Raw genomic sequence first — 17,509 nt, 5'->3', positions numbered from 1 at the left:
CGGCAGCGTCGCCGCTCGTGGACGGGGATGCCCGTGTCGGTGATCACCGTCGCCGGGGAGGCACTCGTCGACGTCGTCCACGACGGAGCCGGACACGTCCGCGAGGTACCAGGCGGAGGACCCGCGAACGTCGCGCTCGGCCTGGGACGGCTCGGCGCCGACGTCGAGTTCGCCACCTGGCTCGGTCCCGACGACCGCGGGCACCGCATCGCGGAGCACCTCGCGGCCTCGGGTGTGCGGCTCGTCGACGGGGCCTTCGGCGCCGCACGCACGTCGTCCGCGACGGTGCAGCTCGGTGCCGACGGGCAGCCCTCCTACGTGTTCGACATCGAGTGGGACCTCCCGCCCCTGCGACGGACACCGGAGTGGCTGCACGTCGGGTCGATCGGCGCGTTCCTCCACCCCGGCGCGGAAGCGGTGCTGGCCGCGGCGGAGCGGACGACGGCCGCCGGCGGCACCGTCTCGTTCGATCCGAACATCCGTCCCGCCCTGCTCGGCACCCGGGATGGTGCCCGCGCCCGCTTCGAGGAGCTGGCGACCCGCGCGACGGTGGTGAAGCTCTCCGACGAGGACGCGGCGTGGCTCTGGCCCACGCTCGACCCCGAGGCGGTGCTCGACTCGATCCTCGCCCTCGGGCCGGAACTCGCGGTGATCACCACGGGTGCCTCGGGGTCCGTCCTGGCCACGGCGGACGAGCGGGTGTCGGTCCCGGGTGAACCGGTGGAGGTCGTCGACACCGTGGGTGCCGGCGACACCTACACGGCCACGCTCGTCCGGCAGCTCACCGGGGACCGGGCGCAGCCGACCGACGGATCGTCGCTGGGGCCCCTCGACCGCGCGGCGCTGACCGTGCTCGGGCGGACCTGCTCCACCGCCGCGGCGATCACGGTCGGTCGCCGCGGTGCCGACCTGCCGACGGCGGACGAGATCCACCTCGCCGGCGCACCGAGGGCCGAGCGGTGACGGCGCCCACCGTCACGGACGGGGCACGGCGCCGCACGACGGGCACGATGTCCCTCGGCCAGCACCTCGACGAACTGCGCCGACGGCTCGCCCGTGCAGCGCTGGCCGTGGCCGTGGCGGCGGTCGCCGGCTGGTTCCTCACACCCGCCGTGCTCGCGGGGCTCCGTGCCCCGGTCGCCGAACTCGCGACGGGCATCGGCGGGCACACCGCCGAGCTGAACTTCCCGGCGATCAGCGGGGCCTTCGACCTCCGCCTCCAGATCACCCTGACCATCGCCGTCGTCCTCGCCTGTCCGGTCTGGCTCCACCAGGCGTGGGCGTTCGTCGTCCCCGCGCTGCTCCGGAAGGAGCGGGCCCACGCCGTCGGGTTCCTCGGTTCGGCGATCCCGCTGTTCCTCGGCGGGTGCTGGTTCGGGTGGTCCGTCCTGCCCCACGTCGTGCAGGTGCTCGGCAGCTTCGTCGCGCACCAGGACACCTCGATCGTCGACGCGAAGGCCTACTACGACTTCGCGATCAAGCTCGTGCTCGCCGTCGGGATCGCCTTCGTCCTCCCGGTGTTCCTCGTCCTGCTCAACGTCGTCGGGGTGCTCTCGGCGGCGGCGATCCGGGGCGCCTGGCGCATCGCGGTCCTCTGCATCCTCGTCTTCACCGCCCTCGTCACGCCGTCCGCCGACGTCGCCTCGATGTTCCTGCTGGCCGTGCCCATGGTCGTGCTCTACCTCGCCGCGTGCACCGTCGCGTGGCTGCACGACCGTCGCCTCGAGCGTCGCCTCGCAGCGGCCTCGCGCGCCGTCGACTGACGCGCACCCTCCTGTCCTGCATCCCCCATCCCGTCCATCCAAGGAGAACACCGTGCTCGGCAACCTCACCGGCATCCACCTGCTCGTCATCCTCGGCATCGTCGTCCTGCTCTTCGGCGCCACGAAGCTGCCGGCGCTCGCCAAGGGCCTCGGACAGTCGCTCACGATCTTCCGGCGGGAGGTGCGGGACGGCGACCAGCGCCGTCCCGCGTCCGACACCGCGGCTCCCGCACCGGGAGCGGCCCCGGCGACCCCCACCGAATGACCCGACCACGCCGGTCCGACGGGAGCGTGCGGTGGACGTCGACAAGCTGATCGTCCTCGGGATCGTCGCCGCCGTGTTCCTCGGTCCCCATCGCCTCGTCGGCGCGGCGCAGCAACTCGCCGTGTTCATCCGACGACTCCGTCGGTGGGCCGACGCCACGAAGGCGCAGATCGAGGAGGAGACCGGTGTCGAGATCGACTGGTCCGAGCTCGACCCGCGTCGGTACGACCCACGCCGGATCATCCGTGACGCCCTCACCCAACCGCCGTCGACACCGTCCGCGAGCGAGCAGCCGGACCACCTGTCCGTGACGCCGCCCGGCGGGCGCGGACCGCACGAGTGACACCCTGCGCTCGCGAACCGCACGGCTGAAACCCTGCGCTCGCACCCCCGTCGTCCCGACGATTCCCGAGAAGGTCTTCAGAGAGGAAGGCTCGAACCACCATGTTCCGACCACTGCAGCGCTTCGGCGCGATCGCGGCGGCAGCCGTGACGGGCGCGCTGGTCCTGGCGTCCGTGACCGCCACCGCCAGCGAAGCCGACACCCGCCAGTACCACGAGACGTACCGGCCCCAGTTCCACTACTCGCTCCCGTCCGGCTGGATCGGCGACCCGAACGGGCTCGTCCACGAGGACGGCCTCTGGTACCTGTTCAGCTACGGCACGTGGGAGGGGGCCGTCAGCAAGGACCTCGTGCACTGGCAGAAGATCCCCGTGCGCGGCCCGGAGCCCGACCCCGGGAGCTCGGCGTTCTACTCCGGGGGAGCGGTCGTGGACACCGGCAACACCAGCGGCCTCGGGACGAAGCGGCACCCCGCGATGGTGGCGTTCTACACGAGCGTGCAGGCGGGCACCGGCATCCAGACGCAGTCGATGGCGTACAGCACCGATCACGGCCGCACCTGGACCCGGTACGCCGGCAACCCGGTCCTCGACCTCCACTCGACGAACTTCCGCGACCCGAAGGTGTTCTGGTACGCGCCGAAGAAGCAGTGGGTGATGGCCGTCACGCTCTCCGACCAGTACAAGATCGCCTTCTACACGTCGAAGGACCTCCGGTCGTGGACGCACGCGAGCGACTTCGGCCCGCGTGGTGCGACCAGCGGTGTGTGGGAGATGCCGGACCTCTACTCCCTGCCGGTGGACGGCGACCGCCGGAGGACGAAGTGGGTCCTCACCGTCAGCGTGGGCAGCACCGGCGTCCAGTACTTCACGGGGCAGTTCGACGGGACGTCCTTCACACCGGACGGACCCGCCACCTACACGGCGCCGCGGGGCACGGACGTCGCCGACTTCGAGTCCGGCACCTACGCCGGGTGGACGGCGACCGGTTCCGCGTTCGGCACCGGTCCGGCGGCGGGCGCGCTCCCCGACCAGCAGGACGTCAGCGGGTACCAGGGCCGGTACCTCGTCGACAGCTTCGCCGGTGGTGACGCATCGACGGGGACCCTCACCTCAGCGCCGTTCACGGTCCGCGGGAAGCGGCTGAACTTCCTCGTCGGTGGCGGCGACAGCCCCGCCGTTCCGGGCGCGGTCCCCGCCGGGACGGTCCCCGAGGGCACCGTCCTCGCCGACTTCGCCGGACCCACCTACGGAACGGGATGGACGGCCACCGGGGCGTTCGTCGGTGCCGGTCCGACCCAGGAGTCCCTGCCGAACCAGATCGGCAGCTCGGTGCTCGACACCTTCACGCCTGCCGGCGACACCGGGACGGGGACGATCGCATCGCCGACGTTCACGATCACGAAGCCGTACGTCGACCTGCAGGTCGCGGGCGGGGACCACCCGTGGGGGCAGCCGCACCCCACGGCGGTCAACCTCGTCGTCGGCGGGAAGGTCGTGCAGTCGGTCACCGGTGACGGCACCGGCACGCTCCGGTGGGCGAGCCTCGACGCCTCCGCGTACCGGGGCGAGGACGCCCAGGTCCAGATCGTCGACGACAACGACGGGACGGGTGGCTGGGGCCACCTGATGGTCGGGCAGATCATCGCGGCGGACCACGAGGCCGCGCCGTGGGACACGCAGACCACGGTGAACCTCCTCGTCGGCGGGAAGGTCGTCCGGAGCGCGACCGGGTCGAACAGCGAGGTCCTCGACTGGACCTCGTGGGACATCGCGGAGTTCCGGGGTGAGGACGCGCAGGTCCAGATCGTCGACCGGGGCACCGGTGGGTGGGGGCACATCCTCGCCGACGCGTTCACCCAGAGTGACGCCCCGGCACTGAACCAGTACGAGCGGGCGGACTGGCTCGACCACGGCGAGGACTTCTACGCGGAGAACACGTGGGAGAACGCCCCGGGCGGTCAACGCATCGCGATCGCGTGGATGAACAACTGGGCCTACGCCTCCAACGTGCCCACCACACCGTGGCAGGGCGCCGAGACGTTCCCACGCTCCCTGTCACTGCGGACCGTCGACGGGAAGGTCCGCATCGTCGAGCAACCCGTGGACGGCATCGACCGGCTGCACTCCGGTCGTCCCGTCCGGGCGCGGAACGTCCCGGTCGCGAACACGACGACGGTGCTCCCCGTGCGGGGCGAGACGCTCGACCTGCGGGCCCACCTCACCCGAGGATCGGCGAAGACCTTCGGGCTCGCCGTGCGGACCGGCGCCGGACAGTCCACGCAGGTCGGGTACGACACGACGACGGGGAAGGTCTTCATCGACCGGACCCACTCGGGGAACGTCGGGTTCAGCAGCGCCTTCCCCTCGCGCAGCGAAGCACCCCTGCCGTTGACCCGCGGCGGCCTGGACCTCCGCATCCTGGTCGACAGGTCCTCGATCGAGGTGTTCGCGGACGACGGGCAGGTCGTCCTCACCGACCAGGTCTTCCCGGACCCGACCAGCACCGGCGTCAGCGCCTTCGCCACGGGTGGCACCGCCCGGGTGGACGACCTGACGGCCTGGACCCTGCGGTCCATCTGGGGATGACGTCGCGACCACACAGGGACGCCAGGCGCGGTGCCAACCGGCACCGCGCCTCCCGTCCGTCGTGGTGGCGGACCATCAGCGCAAGCACGCACCGTCGGGGGCGTGACACCGTTCCTGAACGGTTCGTCAGCTCCGGATCGGAGCAGACCGCGCCGCGCTGCCCTACGGTCGGACGCGGGGGCGGTCCGCTCCCGACGACCCTCGAGGAGCACCGATGTCCACGACGCCCCCTGGCTGGTACCCCGACCCCTCGGGGGAGCACGGCAGTCGGTGGTGGGACGGCACCGGGTGGACCGCGCAGGTCGGCCCGCCGCGGGCACAGATGCCGCGCCCGATCCTCGCCGACCACGTGCCGACCGACACCGTCTTCGTCTGGGTCCTCGCGCTGCTCCCGCTCCTCGCGCTGCCGATCTCGTTCCTGTACCAGCCGCAGATCCGGTACGAGGTCGTCGGACCGGGCGTCCGGACGGTCGACCCGCGATCGATCTACACGGCCGGGTACTTCGCGCTGCAGGGGTTCAGCGTGCTCCTGTACGCCGCGAACGTCGTGCTCGCGTTCCTCGACCACCGCGTGCTCCGCCGACGCGGTGTGGTCCGCCCGTTCCCGTGGCCGTGGGCGTTCCTGTCGCCGGTCGTCTACGTCATCGGCCGGTACGTCGTGGTCCGCAAGGTGGCACCAGGGCGAGGGATGTGGCCGCTCTGGGTGGCCATCGCCGTCACCGTGCTCGGCTTCGTCGTCGGGATCGGCCGTGCCGTCGTGACCTTCCAGCAGATGCTGCCGTAGCCACCGCCGGACCCGTCGGCTACCGCCCGCGCAAGACCCCCGGGATGCGCTCCTTGAACGGGAAGAAGCCGCGCGACGCGAACGGCCACGCTCGGCTGTCCCACGGACGCCGCACGGTCACCAGCCCCGTGTCCGTCTCGGCGAGTGCCGACCGCAGGGCGTCCAAGCGCTCCTGCGCCGGCCCCACGGAGGCGTACGGCACCACGACGGTGTCGAGCCGCTCCGAGGTCGCCCAGTCGACGACGGCGGCCACGTCGGACGGGTCGAGCACCTCGGCCGCTCGCCCGTCGGCGTCGAGCGACCGTGACGCCGCGTCGTCGAGGGCACCGGCCGTGAACTCCTCGACGAGCGTCGACGCCCCCGCGGGCGACCGGGCAGCGGCGGCCCCGACGACCGCGGTCGCGGCGAGTGACGGGACCGAGCCCCCGAGCAGAGCGAGCAACGAGACCGGCTCGAGGTCCTCGTCGTGCAGCAGCAGACCCGAGCGCGGACCGATCGCGGCCGGGTCGTCGTCGTCCGGGATCGGCGCGGCCGGCGGGAAGGGGTCCTCGTCGAGCGCGACGGCACGCGTGGCGAGCCCCGTCGGCGAGAACCGTCCGTCCGTGTACCGCGCGATGTTGTCCGCCGTCGCGAGGTAGGTCTTCCCACGCGTCTGCAGCCCGGCGACCCACCGCCACGAGAGCGTGTTCGACGCCGCGTCCCCGTCGAGGAGGTGCCGGAGGAAGAAGTCGGCGCCGAGCTGCCACGGCAGCCCGAGCGTGAACACCCAGATGCTCGCGAACCACATCCGGACGTGGTTGTGCAGGTACCCGGTGTCGACGAGCTCCCGCACCCAGGCGTCCATCGCGTCGATCCCGGTCCGACCCGCGACCGCGTCCTCGTAGCCGTCCGGCAGGTCGCCGCCGAGCAGATCCCGCACGTCGGTCCGGTACCGGCGCCACACCTCGGGACGCTGCTCGAGCCACCCCTTCCAGTAGGTCCGCCAGAACACCTCCTGCACGAACTTCTCGGCGGCGTGCAGGCTGTGTCGGTCGAGGACGGCGTCGACGACCTCCTGCTCGGTCACCAGCCGGTGCCGGATGTACGGAGAGAGTCCGGACACGTTCGTCCGCGCCGGTCCGAGGTCGTGGTTGCGGTCGCGTCGGTAGTCCGCGCCGGCTCGCGGGACGAACTCGTGGAGTGCGTCGATGCCGGCGGCTCGCGTGGGGATGAACACCGCGCCATCCTGCGCGCGGCATCGGCGTGCGAGCCGAGTGCCGTTGTACCCGGTCGACGCGAGCGGGCAGCCCGGCGCGGTCGAGGGTCGCCGGCGCGACCCGATCCGGTCGGGAGGCGCGGTGCGGGCCCGCCACGTGCCTCCCGCCCGGGACGGCGGAGCCGGCCCACAGTACTTTCCGGACAGTCCTTGCTTCATCGATTAAGCGAGTGCATGATGAGGGCAGTTAATCGATAAAGCATCCTAGGGAGGCGCCGTGCCGAAGTCCGTGACCCTGAAGGACGTCGCCGCCAAGGTCGGCGTCACCTCGGCAGCTGCGAGCATGGCCCTCGCCGGCCACGAGCGCATCAGTGAGCGCACCCGCGCGGCGGTGCGACAGGCGGCCGACGAACTGGGCTACGTCCCGAGCTCGGCCGGGCGTGCGCTCCGCAGCCAGCGCGCCGACGCCGTCGCCCTCATCGTCCCGAACTCCTCGACCCACGTGTTCGGTCACCTCTACTTCATGCACGTCCTCACCGGGATGTCGACCGCGGCGAACGCGCACGACGCGCAGGTCATCGTCTCGACGAACGCCGACACGACCTCAGGAGGCGTCGCGTACGAGCGGGTGATGCGCTCCCGGACCGCCGACGGCGCGATCGTCACGAGTGCCGCGATCGACGACGACCACGTGCAGGCCCTGGTCGCCAGCGGCCTGCCGGTCGTCCTGATCGGCAACTACCCGCACCTCGCCCGCGCGGTGTCGGTCGGGATCGACGACGTCGCGGCGACCGAGCAGCTCGTCGACCACCTGGTCACCGTCCACGGGCGCCGCCGGCTGCTCCACGTCACCGGCACCCTCGACCACCAGACCGGACTGGACCGCCGCGAGGGGTTCCTCCGCGCGGCGAACACACACGGACTCGCCGAGGTGTCCGTCATCGAGGGGGACCTCTCCGAGGCATCCGGTGCCGCTGCGGTCGACCGGATGCTCGCCGGCGCGCCGGACGAGCTGCCCGACGGCATCGTCTTCGCGAACGACGACATGGCGGTCGGGGGTCTCCGGGTCCTCCGTCGAGCCGGCGTCCGGGTGCCCGAGGATGTCTCGGTCGTCGGCTTCGACGACTTCGGGCTCGCCCGCGTCACGACTCCGGGGATCACGACGGTCCGCGTCCCGGCAGAGGAGATGGGCCGGATCGCCACCGAGCGGCTCTTCGACCTCGTCGACGCGCGCCGGACCTCCGCCGCCGACGCCGAACGGCACACCGAGTTGCCGGTCGAGGTCGTCCTCCGCGGGTCGTGCGGCTGCGACGACGACACCGAGCGCCTCGCGACCTGACCGAGTTCTTCCCCCGTCCCCCTTCCTCCCGCGCACCGATCGACACCGAACACCGACCTGCGCACCCCCTGCAACGCAAAGGAGCGTTCACGATGAAGCACGCACGCACGACCCTCGCGGTCGTCTCCGGCGCCGCCGCCCTCGCCCTCGTCCTCACCGGCTGTTCCGCCGGCGGCGCGGCGACGAGCAACGGCCCCGTCACCCTGAAGGTCTGGACCGGCTTCACCGGCGGCGACCGGCCCGGGTACGCCACGATCGTCAAGGACTTCGAGAAGTCGCACCCGAACATCACGGTCGACATGACCGTGCAGCCGTGGGACACCATCCAGCAGAAGCTGCCCTCGGCCTGGCTGACCGGCCAGGGCCCGGACGTGGCCGCGGTGTCGAGCGACCCGAACGCCGTCGCGCAGTACGTGAAGACGAACTCGGTGCTGCCGATCACGATGACGGGCAGCGGTGACGGCAAGATCAACACATCGGAGTTCGCACCCGGCACCGTGCAGGAGTTCACCTACGACGGCAAGCTCTACGGGGTCCCCGCGAACTTCGCGACGCTGAGCCTGTACTACAACAAGAAGCTCTTCGAGGCAGCCGGCATCGCGAACCCGCCGACGACCGTGCAGGAGATGGCCGCCGACGCGAAGCAGCTGACGACCGGTGGCAAGTACGGCATAGCGCTCGCCGACAACCAGACCATCCAGATGTGGCCGGTGCTCCAGTGGCTCGAGGGCGGCGACATCGTCACGAGCAAGGGCTGCAGTGCCGTCCAGACGAGCGCCTCGCGCCAGGGGCTCTCGACGTGGGGTGACCTCGTCGCGAAGGACAAGGTCAGCCCGGTCGGCCTCACCGGTGCCGAAGCCGACTCGCTGTTCTCCGCCGGCAAGGCCGCCATGGAGATCAACGGGCCGTGGGCAGCACCCGGGTACAAGTCGGCGGGCATCGACCTCGGCATCGTGAAGGTGCCGGTCGGCGTCGACGGCAAGTCGACGACCCTCGGCTCGATCGCGCCGCTGTCGATCTCGGCGAAGACCAAGTACCCGACGCAGGCCCAGGAGTTCCTCGCCTACTGGACCTCGAAGACGGCGCAGCAGAAGTTCTCGCTGCAGACCGGCTTCCCGCCGCTCCGCACCGACCTCTCCGACGACGCTGACCTGAAGGCCGACGCCACCGTCTCGGTGTTCGCCAGCCAGGTCCCCGACTCCCGTCTGTACCTGCCGCACGTCACGAACGCCACCAAGGTGGACTCCGATGCGTACGTCCCGATGATCGGCAAGATCACCCGTGGCACCTCCGTCGCCGAAGCGACGAAGGAAGCCGCGCAGACCATCGACGGCCTGACCGGTTGCAGCAAGTGACCGACCGACTCGTCGGTGCGGCCCCGCCACGCAACACGCGTGACGGGGCCGCCGCCCCCGACGGCCAGGAGGCACGCCCCGGCCGTCGCCGAGCGCCCCGCTTCCAGCCGGCGTGGCTCTTCATGGCCCCGTCGCTGCTCATCCTCGGCGTCTTCGTCCTCTTCCCGATCCTGCGCTCGCTGTACTACTCGTTCTTCGACTGGACGGTCGGCGCCGTCTCGCAGCAGTTCGTCGGGTTCGGGAACTACGTCCAGCTGGCGCACGACCCCCAGTTCTGGAACGCGCTGCGGGTCACGCTCGAGTACACGGTCGTGTCCGTCGTGCTGCTGGTGGTGCTCGGCTTCGTCGCGGCGCTGCTCCTGCAGCGGGACACCCTGCTGAACCGGATCGTCCGCTCGGTGTTCTTCTTCCCGACGATCGTCTCCCTCGTCACGATCGGTCTGGTCTGGAAGTTCCTCCTCGACCCGGACATCGGCCTCGTCGGTGGGCTCACCGCGCTGGTCGGTCTGCCGAGCGTCGCCTGGCTGCAGTCCACCTCGCTCGCGCTGCCGACCGTGATCTTCGTGGCCGTGTGGAAGAGCATCGGCTTCGCGATGATCCTCTTCATCGCGGGGCTGAAGGGCGTCCCGGCCGAGCGCTACGAGGCCGCCGAGCTCGACGGCGCGAACCGCTGGCAGACCGTCTGGCGGATCACCCTGCCGAGCATCCGCCCCACCCTCCTCTTCACGTCGATGATCCTCACGATCCAGTCGTTCCAGGTGTTCGACCTCGTCTACGTGATGACCGGCGGTGGCCCCGTGTTCGCCACCGACTCCCTCGTGAACCTGCTCTACCGGGACGGGTTCGTGAACTACCAGACCGGGTACGCGTCAGCGATCTCCTGGGTCCTCTTCGTGATCATCATGCTGATCTCGCTCCTGCAGCTCCGACTCTTCCGCTACGACGATGTCGACTGACGCGTTGACCCGGCGACCGTCCGTGACGGAGTCGACCCGTGCCTCCCGTTCCACCACTGAGCACCGACGGCGGCGACACGGCCGCCGGAGTGGCCTCGTCGTCACCGGCTCCGTGCTCAAGTGGGTGTACCTCGGGATCGGACTCGTGTTCGCGCTCGTGCCGTTCATCTGGATGGTGAGCGGGTCGTTCCGGTCCGAGGCCGATCTGTTCGGCCACCCCGCCTCGCTCTTCCCGACGAGCATCACGCTGCACGGCTACGAGGGGGTGTGGCAGCAGCTCCCGTTCCTCCGGCTCCTGCTCAACTCGTTCGTGTTCACCGTCGTGACGACCGTGCTGACGCTCCTGTTCGACTCGATGTGCGCCTACGCGCTCGCCCGGATGCGGTTCGTCGGGCGGAACGTCGCATTCGTGCTCGTCATCGCGACGCTCATGGTGCCGTTCCAGGTGACGCTCATCCCGGTGTTCGTCGAGCTGTTCCACCTCGGGTGGCTGAACACCTACCAGGGCCTCATCATCCCCCGGGCCACGAGCGCGTTCGGGATCTTCCTGTTCCGGCAGTTCTTCATCGACATCCCGCCGGAGCTCGACGAGGCGGCGCGGATCGACGGGGCCGGCCACTGGCGGATCTACTGGCAGGTGATCCTGCCCCTGGCGAAGCCGGCGATCGCGACGGTGGCCGTGCTCAACGGCATGGCGCTCTGGAACGACCTGCTCTGGCCGCTCGTCGTGAGCACCTCGAACGACATGCTCACGCTGCCGGCCGGCCTGACCCTGTTCGGAGGGGCGCACGTCACCGACCACGCGGTGCTGCTCGCCGGGGCCGTGATCTCCCTCGTCCCGATCGCCCTCGGGTTCTTCTTCGCGCAGAAGTACTTCGTCGCGGGCGTGGCGACCTCGGGGCTGAAGTGACCGGCGCAGCGGCCGGAGCCTCCGGGCCGCCGTTCGCTCCGGGATCGTTCACCTGGGCGCTCGGCATCGAGGACACGTGTGTGTACCCGCCGGCCCGCTTCGGGATGGCACCGCTCGACGAGCACGTCCTCACCGGGCACGACCTCGCGTGGCGGACCGATCTCGACACCGTTCGGGAGCTCGGCGCGAGCGCGCTCCGCTACGGGGTCGACTGGCCGAAGGTGCACCTCGGCCCCGGGCTGTTCGACTGGTCGGTCCTCGACGAACGGTTGCCCCACGCGGCCTCGGGCGGCGTCACCGTCATCGCGGACCTCGTGCACTACGGCACGCCGACGTGGCTCGACGGCTCGTTCGCGGACCCCCGATACCCGGAGGTCATCGCCGAGTTCGCCGGGGCCTTCGCCGCCCGGTACGCCGGCGTCGTCGACCACGTCACCCCGCTCAACGAACCGATCACCACCGCGTCGTTCGCGGGCCTCCGCGGCGTCTGGCCACCGGGCCTTGCGGGGTGGGCCGGATGGACGGCCGTGGTCCTCGCGATCGCCGACGGCATCCAGCGGAGCGTCCGCGCCGTCCGCACCGCGAACCCCCGCGCGGTGGTCGTGCACGTCGAGGCCAGCACCCTCGTCGAGTCCGGGGACGGCGAGCCAGCGACCGAGGAGGAAGCGGCGCTGATCACCCTCCTCGGCACCGTGCCGACCGACCTCGTCCTCGGGCACGTCGTCCCGGGCCACCCGGCGCACGACTGGCTGCTGGCCCACGGAGCGACCGAGGCGGCGTTGGGGGAGCTCGTCACCGGGGCGGTCGCGATCGACCTGCTCGGCGTGAACTACTACCCGGACCTGACGCCACGGCGACTCGTCACCGGGTCGGGCGGAACGGTCCAGCACACGCACGACCGCTGGGTGGACGGACTCACCGAGGCCCTCGGACGCTTCGCCGACCGGTACCGACTGCCGATGCTCGTCACCGAGACGTCGATCGAGGGCGAGGACGACCTGCGCTCGGCCTGGGTCCGTGACGCCGGTGGTGCCGTCCGCGACCTGGCGGCGAGCGGGATGGACGTCCGCGGGTTCACATGGTGGCCCCTGTTCGACTTCGTGGACTGGTCGTACGCCGCCGGGGGACGGAACGTCGAGGAGTTCGAACTGGCCGCCGAGGTCGTGGTCGGCCGGGCCGCGAGCGATCGCACCGCGCCCTACCTGCGGCGGATGGGACTCGTCCGGCTCGAGGAGGGGGCGGACGGCGTCCTCCGCCGGGTCCGGACCGCCGCCGCGGATGCCTTCCGGACGAGCGTCGAGGCCGTGACGACGTCGTCCCGGGAGCCGTCGAGCGGTCACACGGACCAGGACACGGCGACGGTCGTCACCTGACCACGCGAGCGGTCGTCGCCCGCGGCACATCGGCCCCGACGCCCCGACGCCCCGACGTCACCGCCACCCGGCCAGCTCCCGCGCGAGCGTCGACCGGGCCCGCACGAGCATCCCGCGCACCGTCGAGACCGGCAGGCCGACCGCGGCGGCGACCTCGCGGTACGGCAGCTCGTCGAGGTGCCGGAGCTCCCAGCACCGGCGCTGCACGGCCGGCATCGCGGCGAGGACGGCGCTCGCCGCGCCCGCCAGCGACGACCGCTCGGCGACCCCGGTCGGGGCGTGGTCCTCGGTCGCCGGCGTCGACTCGTCGACCCACCGGATCGCCGACGACCCGCCCCGACGCAGCCGGTCGTAGCTCCGTCGCCGCGCGGTCGTCACCAACCATGCGCCGATCGCCTCCGGGTCGACGATCGACTCCAGGTGCGTCCACGCCGCGAGGAACGTCTCCTGCACGACGTCGTCGGCGTCCGCCCGACTGTGCAGCAGACGCATCGCGGTCGCGCGCACCAGTGGCGTGTGCCGACGCACGACGGATGCGAACGCCGTGGGGTCCGCGGACCTTGGCGACACGGTGGTGGGGGCGTGCAGGGGCACGACGGACTCCGATCCTCGGGTGGATGCGTGCCGAGGATTCGGAGGAGGCACCCGTCGGGTGGGCCGTGACGGACACCCCAGAGCGCGGGTCGTACCGTGGAGTCGTGCAGGCTGCGTTCTCGATCCGGACCACGACCGAGCGTGACTGGGAGCAGGTGCGGTCGCTCCGCATCGAGAACACGACCGACGACCCGATCTCCTACGGTGCGACGCTCGAGTACACGCTCGCGATGAGCGAGGACGACTGGCGGCTCCGCGCGCGACGTGGCGAGGGGACCGAGACGACGAGTGTGGCGGTCGACCGGACGGGGCGCTGGATCGGGATGATGAGCGGCCAGGTCGGTGACGCGTACGGCAACGATCCCGTGCTCACCGGCGTGTACGTCACGCCGTCGTCCCGCGGCCGGGCGAACGGCGTCGCGGACGCGCTGCTCGACCACGTCGTCGGGTGGGCAGCTGGGCACGGCGATCGGCTCCGCCTCGAGGTGTACGACCAGGCGGTGCCTGCTGGTCGCTTCTACGAGCGTCGCGGGTTCCGCCCGAGCGGTCGCTCCCGCGAATTCCGCCTGCTGGGGCAGGGGCGGGACGCCCCGTCGCTACGCCTGGTCGAGTTGGTGCGGACCGTCACGTGACCGGCTGACGGTCGGGAGGCGCGGTGCGGCCCCGCCCCGCGCCTCCCGTCCGCTGTACGGTCGTCAGACGGCGGCGAGCTCGCGCGTCAGCGCCGCCACGAACGCGTCGATGTCCTGCTCCGAGGTGTCGAACGAGCACATCCACCGCACCTCGTTCCGGCTGGCGTCCCAGTCGTAGAACCGGAAGTGCTCGCGGAGGCGATCGGCCACGCCGGCCGGCAGCGTCGCGAAGACCCCGTTCGCCTGGGTCTCCTGGCTGAACCCGACGCCGCGGATGCTGCCGTCGGCGATCCCCGCCTCGAGGGCGCCGCGGAGTCGCTGCGCCATGGCGTTCGCGTGCCCGGCCGACCGGAGGTAGAGGTCGTCGGTGAGCAGGGCGATGAGCTGTGCCGAGACGAAGCGCATCTTCGACGAGAGCTGCATGTTGAGCTTGCGGAGGTAGTGCAGGCCCTCGGACGCGTCGGGGTTCAGGACGACGATCGCCTCGCCGTAGAGCATCCCGTTCTTGGTCCCGCCGAAGCTCAGGACGTCGACGCCGGCGTCGGTCGTGAAGTCGCGCAGCGGGACGCCGAGGGAGGCGGCCGCGTTCGAGATCCGGGCGCCGTCCATGTGCAGGGTCATGCCGAGCGGGTGGACGTGGTCGGCGATCGCGCGGACCTCGTCCACCGTGTAGGCGGTGCCGAGCTCCGTGGTCTGGGTGATCGAGACCGCCAGGGGCTGCGCGCGGTGCTCGTCGCCCCAGCCCCAGGCCTCCTTGTCGATGAGCTCGGGGGTGAGCTTGCCGTCCGGCGTCTCGACCGGCAGGAGCTTGATCCCGCCCACGCGCTCGGGGGCACCGGCCTCGTCGGTGTGGATGTGCGCGGTCGAGGTGCACACGACGGCGCCCCAGCGGGGGAGCATCGACTGCAGGCCGACGACGTTCGCGCCGGTGCCGTTGAACACCGGGAACGCCTGCGCCTGCGCCCCGAAGTGCTCCCCGACGACCTCGTTGAGGCGTGCGGTGTACACGTCTTCGCCGTACGCGATCTGGTGGCCGTCGTTGGCCGCGGTGATCGCCGCGAGGATCTCGGGGTGGATGCCGGCGTAGTTGTCCGAGGCGAAGCCCCGCAGGTCCAGGTCGTGGAGTCGAAGGGTCACTGGTTCATCCTAGGGAGGGGTCGAGGGGGAGTCGGGTGCCGTTCACGGTGGCCGGATCGACGTCCCAGAGGCGGACGACCTCGTCGCCGAGGCGGTCCTCGAGGCCGTCCAGGCTCCGGACGACGAACACGGCCGCTGCTGCGGTGTCGGGGGCGTCCTTCCGAAACCCCTGGGCGACGGCGCGCACCCAGGCGTCCGCCGCCGCCTTGGCGGCCGCGTAGTTCGCCGCGCCGGCGGTGGGGGCGTCGACGGCGGTGGACGACACGGACGCGAGTCGCCCGGCCGGTGATGCGACGAGGTCGTCGATCAGCGCTCGGGTGGTGTTGCGGAGGGTGCGGAACCCGCGGTCGAAGAAGTCCCAGTCCGCGTCCGTCTGCCCGGCGATGCTGCCGCCCCCGCGCCAGCCGCCGACCAGGTGGACGAGCCCGTCGACCGGCCCGGTGTCCCGGTGGATCCGCGCGACCAGCGCGTCGACGTCGGCACGCGACGACAGGTCGCATTCGTGGGTGGTGACGCCCGGGACGGCGGTGCGGAGCGCCTCCAGGCCCGCTGCCCTCGTGCCCACGGCCACCACCGTCGCTCCGGCGGCGACCAGCGCCCGTGACACGGCGAGGCCGCTGGTGCTGGTCGCCCCCGCGACCAGCACCGTGCGGCCGGCGAGGCTGCCGTCGCTCACGCGGCGGCGGCCCGTGCGTCGTCGCTCGTCCCGGTGATGCCCGCGGTCGACTCGATCACCGCGGCCATCTTCTTGTCGAGCGCCTCGTAGAACATCGACAGCGGGAACTCGTCGTCGAGGACGGCGTCGGTGTAGCCCTTCGGTGGCCCGGCGAGCGTCTCGGTCGGGAGTCCGCGCGCCCACGCCGAGGCCGGGTGCGGCGTGAGCGTCCGGGTGAGCATCTCGTACGCGGCGAGCCAGTGCGCCGCCTTCGGCCGGTCGATCGAGCGCCGGTACAGCTCGTTGATCTGGTCGCTCAGGGCGATGATGACGTCCGGCACGGCGTCCCAGTCGATGGTGAGCTGCGTGTCCGTCCAGTGCAGGACGTCGTGCTGGTGCATCCACGCGAAGAGGAGCTGCCCGCCGAGCCCGTCGTAGTTCCGGACACGGCTGCCGGTGATCGCGAACCGGAAGATCCGGTCGAACACGACGGCGTACTGCACGAGGCGCGCGTGGTCGCGGATCGCGCGCTGCGCGTCCTGGAGGCTCGCATCCGGCAGCGCCGAGAGGGTGCGTTCCAGACGCACTGACTCGCGGAACGCGGTGAGGTCGCAGCGCAGCTCCTCGAGCGAGTAGAGGAAGAACGGCATCCGCTGCTTGATCATGAACGGGTCGAACGGCAGGTCTCCGCGCATGTGCGACCGGTCGTGGATGATGTCCCACATCACGAAGACCCGCTCGGTGAGCTCCTGGTCGTCGAGCATCGCGCGTGCGTCGTCAGGAAGGTCGAGCTTGGTGATCTCGGCGGCTGCGCGGACGACCCGGCGGTAGCGGGCGGCCTCGCGGTCCTGGAAGATCGCGCCCCACGTGAACGTCGGCAGCTCGCGCATCGCGACGGTCTCGGGGAAGAGCACGGCGGAGTTCGTGTCGTACCCGGGGGTGAAGTCGACGAACCGCAGCGCGACGAAGAGCGCGTTGCCGTAGTCCCCGGCCTCGAGCTCGGCGATGAACTCGGGCCAGATGACCTCGACGAGCACGGCCTCGACGAACCGCGAGGAGCTGCCGTTCTGCGTCACCATCGGGAACACGACGAGGTGGCCGATCCCGTCGACGCGGTGCTGCTGCGGCTGGAACGCGGTCAGGGAGTCGAGGAAGTCGGGGACCCGGAACCCCTCGTCGCGCCACCGTGCGAAGTCCTGCTGGACGGCGTCGAGGAACGCGGCGTCGTGCGGGAAGTGCGGGGCGAGCTCGGCGATGGCCGGGACGATCGTCGCGACGTGCTCGGTCGCGGCAGCGTGGTCGGCCGGCTCTGGCACGGAGCCGTCCTGCACCTGGACGGTCTGCAGCGCGGTGACGGCGTCCTTCAGCCGGAGCCAGGCCGGGTGGGCGGCGACCTCGCGGACGGACAGGCGGTCCTCGACGACCTCGGGTTCTCCGACGATGGCGTCCTTCGAGAACTCCTGGACGAACTGCGACATGTCGTACCTCCCGTCGTTGGGCTGGCTGCGGGTGCGCTGGTGCATCGAGCCTAGGCAGGATCGGGGGACGCAATCTTGCCCATCTCCGGCGGAATCGTGCGCATCCGGCGGCCCCGCGCTCCTAACTGATCGCACCGCGCAA

General features: G+C 71.4%; 17 protein-coding genes. 12 read left to right on the top strand and 5 right to left on the bottom strand.

What is annotated here, in order from left to right; all coding sequences use genetic code 11:
• The first annotated feature begins 27 nt into the window (after window positions 1-27).
• The 6 genes from ACNQOV_RS02500 (at window position 28) to ACNQOV_RS02475 (ending at window position 5,743) form a co-directional block, all read left to right on the top strand.
• Complete coding sequence (locus tag ACNQOV_RS02500; RefSeq protein WP_416393231.1) at window positions 28-963, top strand: carbohydrate kinase family protein; 936 nt, start codon at window positions 28-30, stop codon at window positions 961-963.
• Window positions 960-1,763, top strand: coding sequence for a twin-arginine translocase subunit TatC (tatC, locus tag ACNQOV_RS02495; RefSeq protein ID WP_022905745.1), 804 nt, complete (start codon window positions 960-962; stop codon window positions 1,761-1,763). Before ACNQOV_RS02500 ends, tatC begins: the two co-directional genes overlap by 4 nt.
• Before the next feature lie 52 nt (window positions 1,764-1,815).
• Window positions 1,816-2,028 (top strand): twin-arginine translocase TatA/TatE family subunit, encoded by a 213-nt coding sequence (gene tatA, locus ACNQOV_RS02490; protein ID WP_416393229.1) that lies wholly within the window; start codon window positions 1,816-1,818, stop codon window positions 2,026-2,028.
• 31 nt (window positions 2,029-2,059) lie between these two features.
• Window positions 2,060-2,371, top strand: a complete 312-nt coding sequence (locus tag ACNQOV_RS02485; protein WP_402267954.1) for a Sec-independent protein translocase TatB — start codon at window positions 2,060-2,062, stop codon at window positions 2,369-2,371.
• 101 nt (window positions 2,372-2,472) lie between these two features.
• Entirely contained in the window at window positions 2,473-4,959 is a 2,487-nt protein-coding gene (locus tag ACNQOV_RS02480; protein ID WP_416393228.1) for a GH32 C-terminal domain-containing protein, read from the top strand.
• Between the two features lie 214 nt (window positions 4,960-5,173).
• Window positions 5,174-5,743 carry a DUF2510 domain-containing protein gene (locus ACNQOV_RS02475; RefSeq protein WP_416393227.1) on the top strand — a complete coding sequence of 190 codons (570 nt, stop codon included), beginning with the start codon at window positions 5,174-5,176 and terminating at the stop codon, window positions 5,741-5,743.
• 19 nt (window positions 5,744-5,762) lie between these two features.
• Here ACNQOV_RS02475 and ACNQOV_RS02470 read toward each other — a convergent pair whose 3' ends face one another.
• Window positions 5,763-6,959: an FAD-binding domain-containing protein gene (locus ACNQOV_RS02470; protein WP_416393225.1), complete on the bottom strand. Its 1,197-nt coding sequence runs from the start codon at window positions 6,957-6,959 to the stop codon at window positions 5,763-5,765.
• Between the two features lie 256 nt (window positions 6,960-7,215).
• Between ACNQOV_RS02470 and ACNQOV_RS02465 the strand changes: the two genes are divergently transcribed.
• The 5 genes from ACNQOV_RS02465 (at window position 7,216) to ACNQOV_RS02445 (ending at window position 12,871) form a co-directional block, all read left to right on the top strand.
• Window positions 7,216-8,277: a LacI family DNA-binding transcriptional regulator gene (locus ACNQOV_RS02465; protein ID WP_416393224.1), complete on the top strand. Its 1,062-nt coding sequence runs from the start codon at window positions 7,216-7,218 to the stop codon at window positions 8,275-8,277.
• 92 nt (window positions 8,278-8,369) lie between these two features.
• A complete protein-coding gene (locus tag ACNQOV_RS02460) occupies window positions 8,370-9,632 on the top strand; it encodes a sugar ABC transporter substrate-binding protein (RefSeq protein ID WP_416393222.1) in 1,263 nt (420 codons plus the stop codon).
• The gene (locus ACNQOV_RS02455; protein WP_416393221.1) at window positions 9,629-10,588 is read left to right on the top strand and encodes a carbohydrate ABC transporter permease; all 960 of its coding nucleotides are present in this window, start codon (window positions 9,629-9,631) and stop codon (window positions 10,586-10,588) included. Before ACNQOV_RS02460 ends, ACNQOV_RS02455 begins: the two co-directional genes overlap by 4 nt.
• The gene (locus ACNQOV_RS02450; RefSeq protein ID WP_416393219.1) at window positions 10,578-11,498 is read left to right on the top strand and encodes a carbohydrate ABC transporter permease; all 921 of its coding nucleotides are present in this window, start codon (window positions 10,578-10,580) and stop codon (window positions 11,496-11,498) included. The genes ACNQOV_RS02455 and ACNQOV_RS02450 overlap by 11 nt, the downstream gene beginning before the upstream one ends.
• Window positions 11,495-12,871, top strand: a complete 1,377-nt coding sequence (locus ACNQOV_RS02445) for a family 1 glycosylhydrolase (RefSeq protein WP_416393218.1) — start codon at window positions 11,495-11,497, stop codon at window positions 12,869-12,871. Before ACNQOV_RS02450 ends, ACNQOV_RS02445 begins: the two co-directional genes overlap by 4 nt.
• Before the next feature lie 57 nt (window positions 12,872-12,928).
• Here the strand turns inward: ACNQOV_RS02445 and ACNQOV_RS02440 are convergent, their stop codons facing one another.
• On the bottom strand, window positions 12,929-13,441 hold the full coding sequence (locus tag ACNQOV_RS02440) for an RNA polymerase sigma factor (RefSeq protein ID WP_416393305.1): 513 nt from the start codon (window positions 13,439-13,441) through the stop codon (window positions 12,929-12,931).
• Window positions 13,442-13,569: 128 nt separating this feature from the next.
• Between ACNQOV_RS02440 and ACNQOV_RS02435 the strand changes: the two genes are divergently transcribed.
• Window positions 13,570-14,097 (top strand): GNAT family N-acetyltransferase, encoded by a 528-nt coding sequence (locus ACNQOV_RS02435; RefSeq protein WP_416393217.1) that lies wholly within the window; start codon window positions 13,570-13,572, stop codon window positions 14,095-14,097.
• A 63-nt stretch (window positions 14,098-14,160) separates the two neighbouring features.
• Here the strand turns inward: ACNQOV_RS02435 and ACNQOV_RS02430 are convergent, their stop codons facing one another.
• Genes ACNQOV_RS02430 through ACNQOV_RS02420 form a run of 3 tightly spaced genes read right to left on the bottom strand, consistent with a single transcriptional unit; the run spans window position 14,161 to window position 17,367 of the window.
• Window positions 14,161-15,234, bottom strand: coding sequence for a threonine aldolase family protein (locus tag ACNQOV_RS02430; RefSeq protein WP_416393215.1), 1,074 nt, complete (start codon window positions 15,232-15,234; stop codon window positions 14,161-14,163).
• Between the two features lie 4 nt (window positions 15,235-15,238).
• Window positions 15,239-15,910, bottom strand: a complete 672-nt coding sequence (locus tag ACNQOV_RS02425) for an SDR family oxidoreductase (RefSeq protein ID WP_416393213.1) — start codon at window positions 15,908-15,910, stop codon at window positions 15,239-15,241.
• Window positions 15,907-17,367 carry a DUF6421 family protein gene (locus tag ACNQOV_RS02420; RefSeq protein WP_416393211.1) on the bottom strand — a complete coding sequence of 487 codons (1,461 nt, stop codon included), beginning with the start codon at window positions 17,365-17,367 and terminating at the stop codon, window positions 15,907-15,909. Before ACNQOV_RS02420 ends, ACNQOV_RS02425 begins: the two co-directional genes overlap by 4 nt.
• Window positions 17,368-17,509: the final 142 nt, after the last annotated feature.

The organism is Curtobacterium sp. LFS084, from assembly GCF_047977705.1.
In the GTDB taxonomy this organism is placed as follows: Bacteria; Actinomycetota; Actinomycetes; order Actinomycetales; family Microbacteriaceae; genus Curtobacterium.
This window is presented reverse-complemented; position numbering and strand designations above follow the sequence as displayed.

What these genes read in the sequence shown, in the direction of transcription:
- ACNQOV_RS02500 (WP_416393231.1), top strand. Translation starts at nt 28, where the DNA reads ATGCCCGTGTCGGTGATCACCGTCGCCGGGGAGGCACTCGTCGACGTC.
- ACNQOV_RS02480 (WP_416393228.1), top strand. Translation starts at nt 2,473, where the DNA reads ATGTTCCGACCACTGCAGCGCTTCGGCGCGATCGCGGCGGCAGCCGTG.
- ACNQOV_RS02475 (WP_416393227.1), top strand. Translation starts at nt 5,174, where the DNA reads ATGTCCACGACGCCCCCTGGCTGGTACCCCGACCCCTCGGGGGAGCAC.
- ACNQOV_RS02460 (WP_416393222.1), top strand. Translation starts at nt 8,370, where the DNA reads ATGAAGCACGCACGCACGACCCTCGCGGTCGTCTCCGGCGCCGCCGCC.
- ACNQOV_RS02450 (WP_416393219.1), top strand. Translation starts at nt 10,578, where the DNA reads ATGTCGACTGACGCGTTGACCCGGCGACCGTCCGTGACGGAGTCGACC.
- ACNQOV_RS02420 (WP_416393211.1), bottom strand. Translation starts at nt 17,367, where the DNA reads ATGTCGCAGTTCGTCCAGGAGTTCTCGAAGGACGCCATCGTCGGAGAA.